General features: G+C 34.9%; 12 protein-coding genes and 1 other annotated feature. Of the genes, 7 read left to right on the top strand and 5 right to left on the bottom strand.

Translation table 11 applies throughout. From position 1 onward, the window contains the following. The first annotated feature begins 82 nt into the window (after positions 1-82). The 4 genes from ACSVDA_RS02970 to ACSVDA_RS02955 all read left to right on the top strand — a co-directional run bounded on the left by ACSVDA_RS02970 (position 83) and on the right by ACSVDA_RS02955 (position 6,473). The gene (locus tag ACSVDA_RS02970; protein ID WP_485880707.1) at positions 83-772 is read left to right on the top strand and encodes a sigma-70 family RNA polymerase sigma factor; all 690 of its coding nucleotides are present in this window, start codon (positions 83-85) and stop codon (positions 770-772) included. A 25-nt stretch (positions 773-797) separates the two neighbouring features. Beyond that, positions 798-1,373 (top strand): ATP-dependent Clp endopeptidase proteolytic subunit ClpP, encoded by a 576-nt coding sequence (gene clpP / locus ACSVDA_RS02965; protein ID WP_485880706.1) that lies wholly within the window; start codon positions 798-800, stop codon positions 1,371-1,373. A gap of 71 nt (positions 1,374-1,444) precedes the next feature. After that, positions 1,445-1,681 (top strand) — a binding site (T-box leader). Positions 1,682-1,992: 311 nt separating this feature from the next. Beyond that, a complete protein-coding gene (gene ileS / locus ACSVDA_RS02960) occupies positions 1,993-5,067 on the top strand; it encodes an isoleucine--tRNA ligase (protein ID WP_485880892.1) in 3,075 nt (1,024 codons plus the stop codon). A gap of 650 nt (positions 5,068-5,717) precedes the next feature. Next, complete coding sequence (locus ACSVDA_RS02955) at positions 5,718-6,473, top strand: TerC family protein (protein WP_485880705.1); 756 nt, start codon at positions 5,718-5,720, stop codon at positions 6,471-6,473. Positions 6,474-6,648: 175 nt separating this feature from the next. Here the strand turns inward: ACSVDA_RS02955 and ACSVDA_RS02950 are convergent, their stop codons facing one another. From ACSVDA_RS02950 to ACSVDA_RS02940, 3 genes are all read right to left on the bottom strand, one after another. After that, complete coding sequence (locus ACSVDA_RS02950; protein ID WP_485880703.1) at positions 6,649-6,867, bottom strand: hypothetical protein; 219 nt, start codon at positions 6,865-6,867, stop codon at positions 6,649-6,651. A gap of 172 nt (positions 6,868-7,039) precedes the next feature. Beyond that, positions 7,040-8,248, bottom strand: coding sequence for an anti-sigma factor family protein (locus ACSVDA_RS02945; protein WP_485880702.1), 1,209 nt, complete (start codon positions 8,246-8,248; stop codon positions 7,040-7,042). Further along, entirely contained in the window at positions 8,235-8,750 is a 516-nt protein-coding gene (locus ACSVDA_RS02940) for a sigma-70 family RNA polymerase sigma factor (protein ID WP_485880701.1), read from the bottom strand. The genes ACSVDA_RS02945 and ACSVDA_RS02940 overlap by 14 nt, the downstream gene beginning before the upstream one ends. A gap of 559 nt (positions 8,751-9,309) precedes the next feature. On the opposite strand from ACSVDA_RS02940, the gene ACSVDA_RS02935 reads away from it, so the two are divergent. Continuing rightward, positions 9,310-10,308: a hypothetical protein gene (locus ACSVDA_RS02935; RefSeq protein WP_485880699.1), complete on the top strand. Its 999-nt coding sequence runs from the start codon at positions 9,310-9,312 to the stop codon at positions 10,306-10,308. A 391-nt stretch (positions 10,309-10,699) separates the two neighbouring features. Continuing rightward, positions 10,700-11,449: an MBL fold metallo-hydrolase gene (locus tag ACSVDA_RS02930; RefSeq protein ID WP_485880697.1), complete on the top strand. Its 750-nt coding sequence runs from the start codon at positions 10,700-10,702 to the stop codon at positions 11,447-11,449. Between the two features lie 238 nt (positions 11,450-11,687). On the opposite strand, the gene ACSVDA_RS02925 is transcribed toward ACSVDA_RS02930, so the two are convergent. Both ACSVDA_RS02925 and ACSVDA_RS02920 read right to left on the bottom strand, forming a co-directional pair. Beyond that, complete coding sequence (locus tag ACSVDA_RS02925) at positions 11,688-12,788, bottom strand: ABC transporter permease (RefSeq protein ID WP_485880695.1); 1,101 nt, start codon at positions 12,786-12,788, stop codon at positions 11,688-11,690. After that, positions 12,785-13,708: an ABC transporter ATP-binding protein gene (locus tag ACSVDA_RS02920; RefSeq protein WP_485880694.1), complete on the bottom strand. Its 924-nt coding sequence runs from the start codon at positions 13,706-13,708 to the stop codon at positions 12,785-12,787. Before ACSVDA_RS02920 ends, ACSVDA_RS02925 begins: the two co-directional genes overlap by 4 nt. Before the next feature lie 190 nt (positions 13,709-13,898). On the opposite strand from ACSVDA_RS02920, the gene ACSVDA_RS02915 reads away from it, so the two are divergent. Then, positions 13,899-15,377, top strand: a complete 1,479-nt coding sequence (locus ACSVDA_RS02915; RefSeq protein ID WP_485880693.1) for a TIGR00341 family protein — start codon at positions 13,899-13,901, stop codon at positions 15,375-15,377. The last annotated feature ends 51 nt before the right edge of the window (positions 15,378-15,428 follow it).

Genomic DNA, 15,428 nt, shown 5'->3' with positions numbered 1-15,428 from the left:
TTTTATCGTTATTCGTTTTATATATTGAGAGGTGCAAAAAGGAGGAGTAGATGTGTACACAAATGCTAAATCTTGCACGAACTTGGACGATCAACATACAGCCTTGTCATTAAATGAATTAGAAAAGAATTATGAGAAGCTAACAAAATACTGTTATTTTCTTTCTCAAAATAGTTGGGATGGAGATGACCTTGTACAAGAAACTTTGCTCAAAGCACTACAGCGGTATAAGGATTTGCCTGATGTGAATTCCGCATTGTTAAATAAAATAGCTTATCATCAATGGATTGATAGTTGTCGAAAAAGAAAGCGTGAAACAATTGAATCTACTCCGGAAACGATTGTTACTGACGTTGATCACTTAGAGCATTCTTTAGATATCATCCAAAAATTGGTGTCAAAATTAACACCGAAGCAAGCAGTCGTTTTTATCTTAAAGGAAGCATTTCAATATCAAATTACTGAAATTGCAAATGTTTTAACAACGACAGAAACGGCTGTTAAAAGTATACTTCATCGTGGAAAAAAGCGGATAAAAAACATTTCACTTGATGAACCATTGTCACCAGTTCATTGCTTATGGCCAGAGCAAGAACAAGAACAGTTAATCACTTCTTTTTATTTGTCATTAAAAATGCAAGATCCTGAAATACTTATCCGCGTGATTCCAAGTATTGGTTCTCTAAGTAGTGATAGTGAAAAATCGGTATGTAATAGTATGTTGATACGTCCAATATCCTCTCGGGCAGGCATAGTTTCTATGGCAGCATAGATAAATATGATGATGGAGGAAAGAAATGAGTACAATACCTTATGTCATTGAACAAACAAGTCGTGGAGAGCGTTCCTATGATATATATTCAAGGCTTTTGAAGGATCGTATTATTATGGTTAGTGAAGAAATCAATGACCATATGGCTCAAAGTGTAGTAGCACAGCTATTATTTTTACAAGCTAATGATGAAGAGAAAGATATTTCACTCTATATTAACAGTCCAGGTGGTTCGACTTCAGCCGGTTTTGCAATTTTTGATACGATGCAATATATCCAACCTGATGTACGAACGATATGCACTGGTATGGCGGCATCCTTTGGTGCAATGCTTTTACTTGGTGGAACAAAAGGGAAACGTTATGCGCTTCCAAATAGTGAAATCATGATTCATCAGCCTTTAGGAGGTGCAAAAGGTCAAGCGACCGATATAGAAATTTCAGCTAACCGAATTGTCAAGCTTCGATCACATATTAATCAAATCATTGCTGATCGGACGGGACAATCACTCGATAAGGTGTCTAGAGATACAGATAGAGACAATTTTATGAGTGCAAAAGAAGCAAAGGAATATGGGCTTATTGATGACATCATTAGCTAATCAGCAAGTGGATGAGAAATTTCTTGACACCAAAATAAATATCCATTAATATACTTTTTAATAAAAGCACACAAAATTTGATGACGAGAACAAGTAAACTAAATGAACCGTCCTCCAGAGAGCTAGTAGGTGCTGAAAGCTAGCGTTCGGACTTTAGTTGAACAATCATCTCCGAGAAGTCAAGCTGAATGAAGTAAGCTTGAACGGATTTCCCCCGTTAATAGGAACACGTATGATTGTACGTTGCTAAGTGCTATTGACCGGCGTCGATAGAAAAAGGGTGGTACCGCGGATACCCCGTCCCTTATAGGGATGGGGTTTTTTGTGTGCTTTTAGGCTCTTTTCTTTCGTATCCATTGTTACGTTTATAAAGGCTCTTTTCATAAGCTTTGTTGTTATTTTTACTAAATATGGACAGTATGAAGTAGAAAAGATGGTACGAACTCTAGAAGTATTGGCCCTATAAATCTAAGAACGAAAAGCAACAATCAATGCGAAAACAGCCTTATTAAATTACAACAGTCAATCATGGTATGAAGATGCCATGAAACTTTCAAAACGAAAACAATAATACGAAACAGCCAAAATTAAAAGGAGTGGTACTGTGAGAAAGGTTGATGTGAAAGAACAAGCAAGCAATAGAGAAAAGAGAGTCCAGCAACGTTGGAAAAAAGAGGGTACTTTTAAACAATCAATTAGCAACAGAGAAGAAAGCACAAGCTTTGTTTTTTACGAAGGACCGCCCACTGCAAATGGCTTACCCCATGCAGGGCACGTATTAGGTCGTGTTATTAAAGATTTAGTCGCACGTTATAAAACGATGGCTGGATATAAAGTGTTACGCAAAGCAGGATGGGATACACATGGCTTACCTGTAGAATTAGGTGTTGAAAAGCAATTAGGAATATCAGGTAAGCATGATATCGAAAAATATGGGATCGAAAAATTTATAAACAAGTGTAAAGAAAGTGTATTTGCTTATGAACAACAATGGAGCACCTTTACAGAACTAATTGGTTATTGGGTGGATGTAGAGGATCCGTATGTGACATTAGAAAACAGTTATATCGAAAGTGTATGGCATATTCTTGGAACGATTCATGAGCAAGGCCTTTTATATAAAGGACATCGTGTGTCACCATATTGTCCTAGTTGCCAAACATCGTTAAGCTCCCATGAAGTTGCACAAGGGTATAAAGATGTAAAGGATTTAAGTGTAACTGTTAAATTTCCTATCAAAGATCGTGAACATGAATATCTTCTTGGTTGGACGACAACACCTTGGACGCTTCCTGCAAATGTTGCATTAGCTGTTAATCCTCAAATAACCTATGTAAAAGCTAAAAAAGGTAAAGAGGTGTATTACGTAGCAGAAGCATTGGCTGAAAATGTACTACAAGATAATTATCAACTTCTCTCAAGAATGAAGGGGGATGAGCTAGTAGGAATAGCCTATGACGCCCCATTTGACAACGTCCCTGTAGAGAAAGGTCATATTGTTATTGAAGCGGATTTTGTAACTGATAGTAATGGAACGGGTGTCGTCCATATTGCACCAGCATATGGAGAAGATGATTATCGCGCTGCACAACAATATGAGTTAAGCTTCGTGAATGTAGTTAATGAATCAGGACGTTACACAGATGACCTTCCGATGTTTGCAGGGAGGTTTGTGAAAGATTGTGATGTAGATATTATCAAATATTTAGCAGCAAACAATCTTTTGTTTCATAAGCAAAAATATGAGCATAGCTATCCTTTTTGTTGGAGGTGTGACTCACCGTTACTGTACTATGCGACAGATAGCTGGTTCATTAAAATGACTGCTGTGAAGGATCGCCTACTCAGTAATAACGAACAGGTGACATGGCACCCAGAACATGTGAAGCACGGAAGGTTCGGCAAATTTTTAGAAAATGTTGTTGATTGGAATATAAGTAGAAATCGATATTGGGGAACGCCTCTAAACATTTGGACATGTGAACAGTGCGATCAACAATTTGTCCCAAAAAGCATTCAGGAGTTGCAAGCGAACAGTGTAGAGCATGTTGATAAAGATTTGGAACTGCATAAACCTTATGTTGACGATGTGAAGGTTGAATGTCGAAGTTGTGGGGGCAATATGAACCGTACTCCAGAGGTGGTAGATGTATGGTTTGACAGTGGCTCAATGCCATTTGCCCAACACCACTACCCATTTGAGAACGGAGAATTGTTTAAAGATCAATTTCCTGCTGATGTTATTGCTGAAGGTATCGATCAAACTAGAGGTTGGTTTTATAGTTTGTTAGCAATCTCAACATTATTCACAGGAAAAGCTCCATATAAAAGAGTACTTTCACTTGGTCATATTCTCGATGAAAATGGCCAAAAGATGTCTAAAAGTAAAGGGAATGTTCTTGATCCGCTAGAATTAATTGAAGAATTTGGTGCGGATGCGTTAAGGTGGGCGCTTATAGCAGATAGTGCTCCTTGGAATTCAAAGCGTTTTTCGAAAGCAGTCGTAGCGGAAGCTAAGTCTAAACTCGTTGACACGTTTGTAAATGTGCATAGTTTTTATACGCTATATGCGAGTATTGATCAAATCTCACCTAATTTATTTACCGATGTTCACTATACGACCCTAGATCATTGGGTGTTATCTCGCTTAAATAGTACGATTCGAGAAGTTAAGTTGTATGTTGACGATTATCAATTCACCTTAGCTGCAAGGTTATTGAGTACTTTTATTGATGAAGTTAGCAATTGGTATGTAAGAAGATCGCGTCACCGTTTTTGGCGAGAAGGACTGGACGATGATAAACTAGCTGCTTATGCGACGCTTTATGAAGTGCTAACGAAAAGCAGTCAATTGTTAGCTCCGTTTACTCCGTTTGTTGCAGAGGATGTCTTTGAAAACTTGACGGGAGAAAGTGTACACTTAAGCGATTATCCTGAAGTGGACGAAACAATCATTAATAATCAGCTTGAACTTGAAATGGATGCAACACGTCAAATTGTTGAACTCGGAAGGCAAGCTCGGAATAATGCAGGATTGAAAGTGAAACAACCACTTCAAAAGCTTATTATCATGACCAAAGATGAGAAGTTCACACGGTTACAAAGTCATACTGACATCATAAAAGAAGAATTAAATGTTAAAGTGATCATGAATGAAAGTGATGAGAGTCAATATTTTCATTATTCCTTAAAGTTGAATTTTAAAAAAGCTGGATCTAAATATGGCAAATACAGTAGTCACATTCATCAGCATCTTCAAAGTCAATCAGCAAATGAAGTGGCAGACCTGTTAGAAACGAAAGAACTTACTGTGGAAGTGGATGGTAATAAGTTTGAGGTCAGTTTAGAAGATATCATTGTTGAAAAATCAACAGTTGGCGAATATCAAATGGCAGAAGGGGCTTCAGTTACGGTTCTTCTGGATACACAATTAACAACTGAGCTTTTACATGAAGGGAAAGTTCGTGAACTCATTCGTGCGGTTCAAGAATATCGTAAGAAATTATTGTTGCCTGTTGAAAAAAGAATCGATATTTCACTGCAGCTTGATGATGAAATGCTACAAGCAGTGAATAGCTTTGAACATTTATTACGTGAGAATTTATTAGTGAACGAACTTGAATTTGTTGAATCGTTAACAAAATATGAAGAAGTAAAGGTAGGAAATGATACGGCTCGAATTGTTATTAAGTAAAATAGGTAGCTAAACTGAAATCAGTTGCTATCTTTAAAAATCGGAACAGCTATAAGAGGTTTGATGGAAAAGGCTGTTTTCGTATTAAGTGTTGCTTTGCGTCATAAGAGCTAAACACGAATATCACTAACGTTCTCGTGGCATCTTTTCTACTGTACAATGATGACGAAAATATAAAGTCACTTCTTATGGTACAAATTTGTTAATAAAAGCATCAAAGTTTATGGAAAGAGCCTAGGACAAAGATGTGATATTGTGTTTATACCTTGATTATGGGGCAAGTCACTCATATTTATTGAAAGCACAAGATCAGGTGGAGAAACTAGCCATCTGATTTTTGCTGTTTACCGTAGTATATAAGAAATGTAGAGAATGGGATAGAACTTTGTTAATATCTTCTATTACCTTAAAGCTTAGCTATATATAAGATGATCATGCAAGTATGGTTCGGAGTATTTATTTACTTACATGTAAGAAACGATTATAATTAAAATTTGTGAGCATTGAAATCCAATTAAAAAAAGAGAGATGCAAATAAAAACCTAGTAAGCTTTTTTGTACTAGAGCTAAATCATACAATCTAGCAAAAGTTACAATGGATATATTATTAAGATCGATAAGGTCGTAATTGAAGGGGAAAATGAAGCTTTATGATAGAATTTTTTCAAGAAATATTTAATAGCTATGCATCATTTTTTTCACTAGAAGCAATTAAACAAGTCGTATCAGATCCTACTAATTGGACTATTATCGGTAGTTTAATTATTTTAGAAGGTTTATTATCTGCCGATAATGCGTTAGTTTTAGCGGTTATGGTCAAACACCTTCCTGAAAAGCAAAAGAAGAAAGCTTTATTCTATGGTATTCTTGGTGCTTATGTGTTCCGCTTTATTGCGATCGGCTTAGGTGTCATTTTAATTAAAATTACGTGGGTAAAAATTCTCGGTGGAGCATATTTGCTTTGGCTTGCGATTTCCCACTTTATTAAGAAGCATAGCGAAAAAAAAGTGAAAAACAAGAAAATGGGCTTTTGGAGAACAGTGCTTGCTGTGGAGCTCATGGACATCGCTTTTAGTATTGATAGTGTTATAGCTGCCTTTGGTGTCTCAAGTGAGATTTGGGTTATTTTTATCGGTGGTATGTTAGGCGTATTAATGATGCGTGGTATTGCTCAAGTATTTTTAGCGCTTATAGAGCGTATACCTGAGCTTGAAACAGCTGCATTTGTATTAATTGCCATTATAGGTCTAAAAATGCTTGCTGCTGCCACTTTAGGCATCCATGTCGAAGAAGGACTGTTTTTTGGAATTTTATTAGCGGTATTTGGTGTCACTTTTATCATTCATTATATAAGAAAAAACTCCAAAGAAGTAGAAGTTAGTCACGATATTAAGGAAATGAAATAAATAGGATGATCCAGCATTGAAAAATAGCAATGTTGGATTTTTTTAATTGAGTAAACAATGTTTATACATTATCAGTTACATTTTGATTCTGAAGAGCAGAACAGCGATAGATGACATAATAAGATGATGCATATAATATCTATTGTTTGTATCACCTTATTAATGTGTTTTTTCATCAGTTGTTAGTTTTTTTATTAAGGAAACCACTCAGGTGATGTATCATTTTGGACCTTTCAAGGTTAAGTTGTATTTGCTGTTCAGCTAGTTTTTCTACGATTAAATCTTCAATTTCATCAGTTGTTTTACCAGTAGAAATAATTCCAAGCTTATTGGCGTATTCATTTAATGGAGCTGAAATTGAAGCTGATTTAAATATTTTTGGTGCAAGTTTCATGTTCTCTCTCTCCTGAGTATGATTATATGTTCACGTACAGATCTAATTAATACATGTTCATTTTGTATAGAAGCAATCTTCACTATAGGAAGTAGAAGGTTGCTTCTATCATAAGGTGTTAAATTTCAATATTCATTGTGGGAATTCAGTAGGAATCCAGTTTGCGATTCTATTAATTTTCCGTTTTACTCTTCTCTGTTTCATTTTCAATTTCGTTGACTAAATTGACTATTTCTGTACCTACTAAACCCTCTGTATCAATATCTAATTCCATTGCTTTCTTTAGAGCATTATCCAGATCAACAACCCAAGATGGAAAGAATTGAGTTAATATTTTTGAATGTACTGTTCTTAATATTGTATAATTCATATCGCCTTTCTGTTTGTTTTCATCATGGTCTGTTGCAATTCCCGGTATTTTTACATATTCATCTTCAAGTAATCGATACACTTCAGCTTTAATTTCTTCATCAGATTTATTAGTCAAATCTATGCCGTTATTTTGAAAGGGCGCTGGATCAATATCATAGGCATCCTTAAGTGCTGAAATACTGTTCTGAATTGTTTCGTTTAAATTATCTTGTACTTTTTCACTGTACTCATTTCTTAACTGTGATTCTGTTTTACCATTAATATCAATACCAATTTGTTCTGCATCAAATTCGACCATTGATATTCGATAGTCCTCATCTAATGCCTTTTGAATTTCTTCGTCTGATTTACCTTCAATATCAATGCCACGCAAAATAGCGTCATCGCGCATAGAAAACTCATCAGAGTCAGCTACATTTAAGCCATTATAGCCTGCAATAATCTTCCTATACTCATCTTTTGAAAGAGTGTTATTATAATAGTCATAAATCTTGCCATCTTCAAAGTAGATGATGACATTACCTCCAACATCTCGTAACTCTTTTCTTTCTGTATCATATTCAAGAGCCTGCCTTGTAAAGAGCCATTGAAGTTTTGAAACATATTCTTTTGCGGCAGAATTCACTTGTGGCATAAATAACAAACCCGTCAGAATGACGAAAAAGGAAGCAGCCACCGCCCATTTGCTGTAGAAGTGCTTTAACTTTTTCTTTCTTTTTACAACCTGTTTTTCAAAGTTGATTGTACTCTCCTCTGTATATGAAGATTGTTGCTCCGCTAATTTCTCTTCAAATATACTCCAAGCTTCTTTCACTTCTCTTTGTTCATAAGTAATTGGTGAATAATTATTTAATGCATTTTCCATTAATTCGTTAAATGATTGTAATTGATTCACTTTACCTTTACAAGTATCACAACTTACTAGATGTTGCTCACATCGTTTTCGTTCGTACTGTTCTAGTTCATCATCTAAATATGCTTGTAAAAATTCCTCATTATAACAGTTCACAGTTCTCCCCCCATTGTTGCTCATATAAGTGCTTAAATTTTTTTCTTGCTCTTGATAGTAGTTTACCTACCGATTTTTCATTAATATTCAAGCTACTTGCGACTTCTTTATAACTGAAGCCCGAGTATTTCATCATTAAAAGTTGACGTTCACGTTCATCCATAATGTTAAGAGTCACATGTACATTTGAAATATCATCTCTTTGTATAAACTGATCCTCTGAAGAAGATATTTGATCATTTATACTGTTAAACTCTTTTCTCATGCGCTCATACTCCCTCTTTTCAGAACGAATATAATTATATGAAGCAAACATTGCTGTTTTTCTTAACCATGCGGGTATATGCTCAATTTTTTTCCAATCTGAGTTATATAAGTTTATAAATACATTTTGAGCAAGCTCTTCTGCCACTGTTCGATCATGAATAATTTGAATGATTTTATTTACAACTAATGAGTAATTCGATTCGTATATTTGAGTAAACTGTTGTTCTATTGCCACCGATTCCACCTTTTCTACATCTATTTTGCTTTTATGCTTTCCTTTTGAGCTAAAAATAACCTTTCACTCATAAGTAACCAACAAACACTATTTTGTGACACTAGATTTAGTGGAATGTACTGGGAAAATTCAGTTTTGATAAAGTTTACAGTTTATTTATATTTACGTTTATCTTACGTGAAAAAATTATTATATATTTGACGCTGCTTTTTATTTCCATATTTTTAAAATTACTATGTAAAATAAAATCATATAAAATAGGATAGAGCTTGGTAATTCTATTTAACATATTAATAGTGCTAGAAAATCACTGTACAATAAACAAAAAAAATTCAATAGTTTTTTGTCACAAAAAAACCTTCGTGGTTACTATATTGGTGAAAGGGCAAAACGTTTAAGGCTACCAACCTAGCAACAGGATGGATACGATGAAGCTTCATTATAGACTAAGTGTTACTTAGAAAAGTAGTAAGAATAAAAATTAATGAAGATTCATTGTATTTTGGATGCTATGGTCTAGACGTAAAAGGCTCTTAACAAAATAAAGGAAGGTATATACATGAAGAACACAAAGAAATTTATCGCAGCAGCCTCACTTTCAGCTCTCTTAATTGGTGGAGGCTACACAGCATTAAACACAGAAGGAGTACCACAAGTTTCGGCTAGTGTAAAAGCGAGTGATGCTATTACTATTCCAGAAGATACAATAGAAAGAAATGGTTTGTTTTATGATGGAGAAAGTAAAACGATCTTTAATATTGCAAAGGAAGTTCTAGTCCAATTTAAGGATGGGAAAATATACGATGGAGATGGGAAAGAGCTATCCAGAACACAGTATGACAATATCAGAGAGGGTAAAGCATTATCAATGGTATCAGCAGGAGAAAATCCTCTAATTGATGAAGCATACATTGCTGGAATTAATCCGGTAGGGAAAACAAACAGAGAAATCTCAGATGCATTACATGAAAATCATGAATGGCTCTCCTTAAGATATGAAGCGAAAAAGTTTGGGATAGATATAAAAAATCTGACTGCTGATGAGATTAAAGCTGAAGTTGATAAAACAAGACTTGACTACATTCAAAATCATTTTCAGGAAGGTATTAAAAAATTAAAGAAGGCTTATGAATTAGATCCTGAAGTTTACCAAAATGTTGGGATAGATTTAACGGATAAAACAGATGAAGAAATTAAAGATCTAATTTCTACGATATTTGATAATGCATCTGTAAAGATACCTCTTTCAGAAGGACGAGCACTGAGTCTTTGGACGAATGCATTTGAAATTATAGATAGATTATTTTTGGATCATCAACTGCACAGGTGGAATCAAATATTAGCTGAAGCTGAAGAACTAGGTGTAGAGACATCTGGTCTAAGTACTCAAACAATTATTGGCTTAAATCATTCAATGAAAACTGCAATCGAACAAGGAATGGACATCGAAGGGAAAACAAGTCAAGAAATTTATGATATGGTACAAGAAGCGGCACTTAAACAAAGGATGAAAGAAACAGGTAAAAAGGAAGAAGAGCTTCTTGAAGAAAGACCATAAAAACATTAACAGACGCAAAACATCTAAATCCAATGGTTTAGGTGTTTTTTGTATTTTATTATTTTTTCGGTTATGTGTAGTGGACTTACAAAAACATATTTTAAAAGTGCGTTCATGACAAATCGACCATAACGTTTGACTAACATAATAGTTTGTCATTTTGTGAATTTCATAAAGTCATTATTTTTAAGTGAAATTCATAATTTTCTTAAAATTATTTGTTAAATATATTCTAAATAAATTATACTGTTATAAAGAAGGATGTTTTCATTTATAAAATAGAATAAGATATACAAAAGAGCTAAAAAAGAAAGATTCGAAAGGGATGAGTCAGTTGCTTTCTCACTTTGAGCATCAGGGAGTACAAGTAGTCCAATCGACCGTGTCTTTTATGAACGTCAATTTAAAGAGCTACTTATATTTGATTGATCGTTTACTTATTGATACAGGACCAAGCAGTAATCAAGAGAAATTAAAACAATACATTAAAACAACCCCATTTACTAAAATTGTTCATACACATCATCACGAAGATCATACGGGATTGTCACAATGGATACAAAAAAGATATAATGTACCAATGTATATTCACGAGTCAGGTATAGAGGATTGCATTCACGTAAAACCTATTCCATTGTATAGAAAGTTATTTTGGGGGAATAGGAAGCCTTTTACACCTCAAGCAATCCCTCCAATGATAGAAACAGAGAATTATAAATTTGAAATTATTCATACCCCAGGTCATGCTCATGATCATATCGTGTTATTTAATCAGGACAATGGTTGGTTATTTAGTGGTGATCTATTCTTAATGTCACGCCCAAAATCTATGTTCTCATTTGAATCCGTACCTGTGATAATTAGCTCAATTAGAAAAATACTAACATATGATTTTTCAACAATGTTTTGTTCACATGCAGGTGTAATAGAAAATGGGAGAAGTAAAATGGCAGCAAAATTAGCTTATTTAGAAGAAGTACAGGATAAAGTACTATCGCTACATGAAAAAGGTATGTCACCAAAAAAAATTCAAAAACAGCTTTTTCCGAAAAGAACTCCTCTTAATTATTTTTCCTTATTTGAAAATTCATCATCGCATATCGTACAGTCAATTCTTAATGAAGAGAAGTTGTTAGGCTAATTCAAGTCTGAATTGGCGAGAAAATATAGATTATGTACTTTAATTGATTGGTTATTTTGTAAATCATGATTTTAATATTTATGTAAATAATTGATCCTAAGTTTGTAACATGAGAATTGATTTTATATGTTCATCATCATTTTACAGAAGAAAAGATGTCACGATTTTCTAATATGAAAACAGCCGATGTGTTTGCTAAAACAGTAACATCGGCTGCTTTGTTGTGGTTGTTGTTAAGTTATTCCCACTTAAACGTGAAGCTCGCCACGATAAATGCACCTATTAGCCAACCGATCAAGATGATCGCTTCTAGCCCCATAGTTGACAGTGACGCACCTACATTCATAATTTCACGTAACGCTGTGCTCAAATGTGAAATAGGAAGCAATTTAACAACAGGCTGTAAAAAGTCAGGCATATTGTTAATTGGGAAAAATACGCCTCCTAAAAATAGCATAGGAAATGATAGAAAGCCTGCAATTGGAGCTGCACTTTCTGGTGTTTTGGCAATTCCGGCAATAATAAAGCCAATAGCCATAAATGCTAACGTTCCTAAAATGACAAATAAGGTGAGGTTAAGCCATGAGCCACTTACTTGAACATCAAAAACGATATTTCCAATGAGCAAAACAATCATTGCTTGTAAGCCATTAAGTAATAATCTTGCTGTTATTTGTGCAGCAATAAAAGTAGAAGCCTTAAGTGTTGTGCCTTGCATTCTACGTAAAATGCCTCGTTCTCTCCATGCTGAAATTTGTCCTGCAACACCGTTCATGTTGTTACTCATTATCATCATTGCTACGATTCCTGGTACAAGAAAATCAATATACTGTAGATCTAAGGCTTCAACACCTTGTGCTTCTGTCACTACGACAGGATGATAGTCAACCATTTGCTTACTAATTCCATCAACTACACTATCAACAAGTGTTAGGCCAATTTGAGAAACTGCAAAATTTGTTTCATTATAATATACTGGGATCTGAAATACAGGTTCATCTTCATTTACTTCGGTCATACTTTCAGAAAAACCTTCAGGAATAATGACTACAAGCTGAAAATCACCTTTTTTTAATAAATCTAAAGCGTCTTCCTCGGTAATGTCTTGCTCTAATTGAATCGTTTCATTGTTTTCAAAAACTGCAATAAATTCGCGACTCTGCTCCGATTTCTCTTCATCTATAATCGCTAATGAAAGAGAGATGCTATTGCCTGATCCGAGGAATGAGCCGAGCATGAGCATGAGAAATACAGGGAAAAATAATGTCCAAAATAATACTTGCCGATTACGTGCAAATATGCGAAGCTGAGCTAAAGTTAATTGCCAATACGCTTTCATTCCTCTCTCAAACTCCTTCCTGTCATATGTATAAACACATCTTCTAATGTGGCGGTTCTCGTTTGTAAGTCTATTAATTCAAGATGCTCATTTGAAGCTGTTTCGATGAGGCTAGTTAACGTGTTTTGTAAATGATCTGTATATAGAACATACACATCTTCTCGTTGACCAACTTGTTTGACGCCATCGATGTGTGAGAAATCTGTCCCATTTCCACCTTGTAGTCGAAATTCAATGGCACTATCTGATTGAAGGTTCTTTACTAAGTTCGGAGGTGTATCTAATGCGATTAAATGACCTCGGTCCATGATAGCAATACGATCACATAAGATATGAGCTTCATCCATATAATGGGTAGACAGCATAATGGATTTACCTCTTTCTTTTAATTTAAGAATAATGTCCCATAAGGTTCTTCTTGCTTGTGGATCTAATCCTGTTGTCGGCTCATCAAGGAATAAAATTTGCGGATCATGAATTAATGCTAACGCGATTGCTAGACGTTGCTTTTGTCCACCAGACAGAGCTTTAACTCGATCATTTTTCTTTTCAGTCAAAATCATCTCGTCTATTAATGCTGGAATTGAGACGTTAGTAGAGTAAAAACTTGCATATAGCTCTAAAATCTCCTCAACTTTAAGTAACTCAAATAATGAAGTTGATTGTAGTTGAACACCAATCACATTTTTAACCTTTTTCATTTCTTTTTTTATATCAAAACTTGCAATTGTTGCTGTGCCATCATCTGGTTTACGTAGGCCGACTAACATCTCCATCGTTGTTGTTTTACCTGCACCATTCGGCCCTAATAAGCCGAATACTTCACCTTTATAAACATTGAACTCCACGCCGTTGACAGCGGTGAAATCCCCATACCTTTTCACAAGTTTTTGAACTTCAATAATTGGTGCTTGTTCCATGTATGTGCCCTCCTCGCTAGTACTAGTGAAACTCCCATAAATATTATTGTAGCATTTTCCTAATATGGATACGATTGTTTTGTTTTTTACACAATAAAAGCATGTGTTGACTAGTTTATTTTTACAATAATCTTCTAATCTAGAATGATCAGATGTATAATTCATTTAAAACTAGTGAGGAAAAAATTATATGGAAGAAAGAATCAACGATGCCGATGAATTTGGGCACGTAAATGAGGTAAAGAAGCTTAAACGTATACTATCTGTAAATGATAGAAACCGGATTATTAAAAGTATAAGGAAAGAAGCTAGACCAGATACGTATTATTACGTCATGGTTGTTTTGTCATGTTCAGTAGCAACATACGGTTTATTATCAAATAGTACCGCGGTAATTATAGGTGCCATGTTAATAGCACCGTTGATGAACCCGATTCTAGGTAGTGCACTTGCCTTGATTAACGGGAATAACAAACTATTGCGGGTGACGATGAAAGCAGAGTTTATCGGGGCGTCAATTGCTATCATCTTGTCAGCATTATTAACTTTGCTACTACCAGTATCAGATTTAACACCAGAAATTCTTGCTAGAACAGAGCCTACATTAATTGATTTAATTATTGCTTTAGCTTCCGGGGCCGCAGGGACGTATGCGATATGCTATCGATCAGGTGCTACATTACCTGGGGTGGCGATAGCTACCGCGCTAATGCCGCCATTATGTGTAGTTGGAATTACGATTGCCAAGCAAGAATTTCAATACGCTGCAGGTGCATTACTATTATTTCTTGCAAATATGGTAGCAATTATTGTGATAGGGATTATTATTTTTAAAATTGCTGGATTTACTAATCCGACGCTATCAAATTATTTAAACATATCCGTTAACGAAGAACGCAAAACATTGTTTAGTAGACTAGTAACGAATAATATCATTTATCCATTTACATTGCTCGTTTTAATTTGTATTCCATTGATCATATTTATGGCGAATTCTATAGAGGCGGACAGGACAGAGAAAACAATTAGGAACGCATTAGAAGAAGGGTTAACAGTACTCTCACCTGAATCAAAGATTGTGTCCGCTGAATTTAGCAAAGAGGAAAATGAATATATAATTAATACAGAACTAAATACTGAAAGAGTCATCTATCCAGAGGATATTCGCAAGCTTGAGAATAGTTTGGAATATAAGTTAGCTTCACCTGTAAAGTTGGAAGCAGATGTGACACTCGTTCAAAAAGTAAGTAATGAGAGTTCCACTAATGCTTTTCAGTCGTTATTCCCAGAACCTGAAGAAAAAATCGTTGAAGTCATCGAAACAGGTACACCTGAAGAAGTTATCGAACAAGTAGTATCAGAAAAACTCCTATTATTTGAAGGTACCGCACTTGAAGATTTTATGTTTCAGTATCAACGTGGGACAGGGGCATATTTAGTTGAACTGACTATTGACGGGGGTTCCATATTAGATGATCAATTTAAGAAAACGATTGAAAGTGTCTTAGAAAGTAAGCTCAAAAGAAAGGTCATGGTCGTTTTGCGGTATAACGAGCCGGTAATTGATGAAGAGCAAGAAGTGGAGGGGAGTGTAAAAGAGGATTCGGAAGTGAAGGAAGAAGAAACTGAAGAGTCTGTTTCAGAAGATCAAACAAATGATGCATCGTAATCTTCTGTATAAATCTTATGAACGCTTTTTTCGGGCATAATGGTTTTGCTC

Origin of the sequence: Cytobacillus sp. Hm23 (assembly GCF_051842895.1) — a bacterium.
Taxonomy (GTDB): domain Bacteria; phylum Bacillota; class Bacilli; order Bacillales; family SM2101; genus Nanhaiella.
Note: the sequence above shows the minus strand (reverse complement) of the source record. Positions and strands in the feature narration are given on the sequence as shown.

What these genes read in the sequence shown, in the direction of transcription:
- clpP (WP_485880706.1), top strand. Translation starts at nt 798, where the DNA reads ATGAGTACAATACCTTATGTCATTGAACAAACAAGTCGTGGAGAGCGT.
- ACSVDA_RS02955 (WP_485880705.1), top strand. Translation starts at nt 5,718, where the DNA reads ATGATAGAATTTTTTCAAGAAATATTTAATAGCTATGCATCATTTTTT.
- ACSVDA_RS02950 (WP_485880703.1), bottom strand. Translation starts at nt 6,867, where the DNA reads ATGAAACTTGCACCAAAAATATTTAAATCAGCTTCAATTTCAGCTCCA.
- ACSVDA_RS02935 (WP_485880699.1), top strand. Translation starts at nt 9,310, where the DNA reads ATGAAGAACACAAAGAAATTTATCGCAGCAGCCTCACTTTCAGCTCTC.
- ACSVDA_RS02930 (WP_485880697.1), top strand. Translation starts at nt 10,700, where the DNA reads ATGAACGTCAATTTAAAGAGCTACTTATATTTGATTGATCGTTTACTT.
- ACSVDA_RS02925 (WP_485880695.1), bottom strand. Translation starts at nt 12,788, where the DNA reads ATGAAAGCGTATTGGCAATTAACTTTAGCTCAGCTTCGCATATTTGCA.
- ACSVDA_RS02920 (WP_485880694.1), bottom strand. Translation starts at nt 13,708, where the DNA reads ATGGAACAAGCACCAATTATTGAAGTTCAAAAACTTGTGAAAAGGTAT.
- ACSVDA_RS02915 (WP_485880693.1), top strand. Translation starts at nt 13,899, where the DNA reads ATGGAAGAAAGAATCAACGATGCCGATGAATTTGGGCACGTAAATGAG.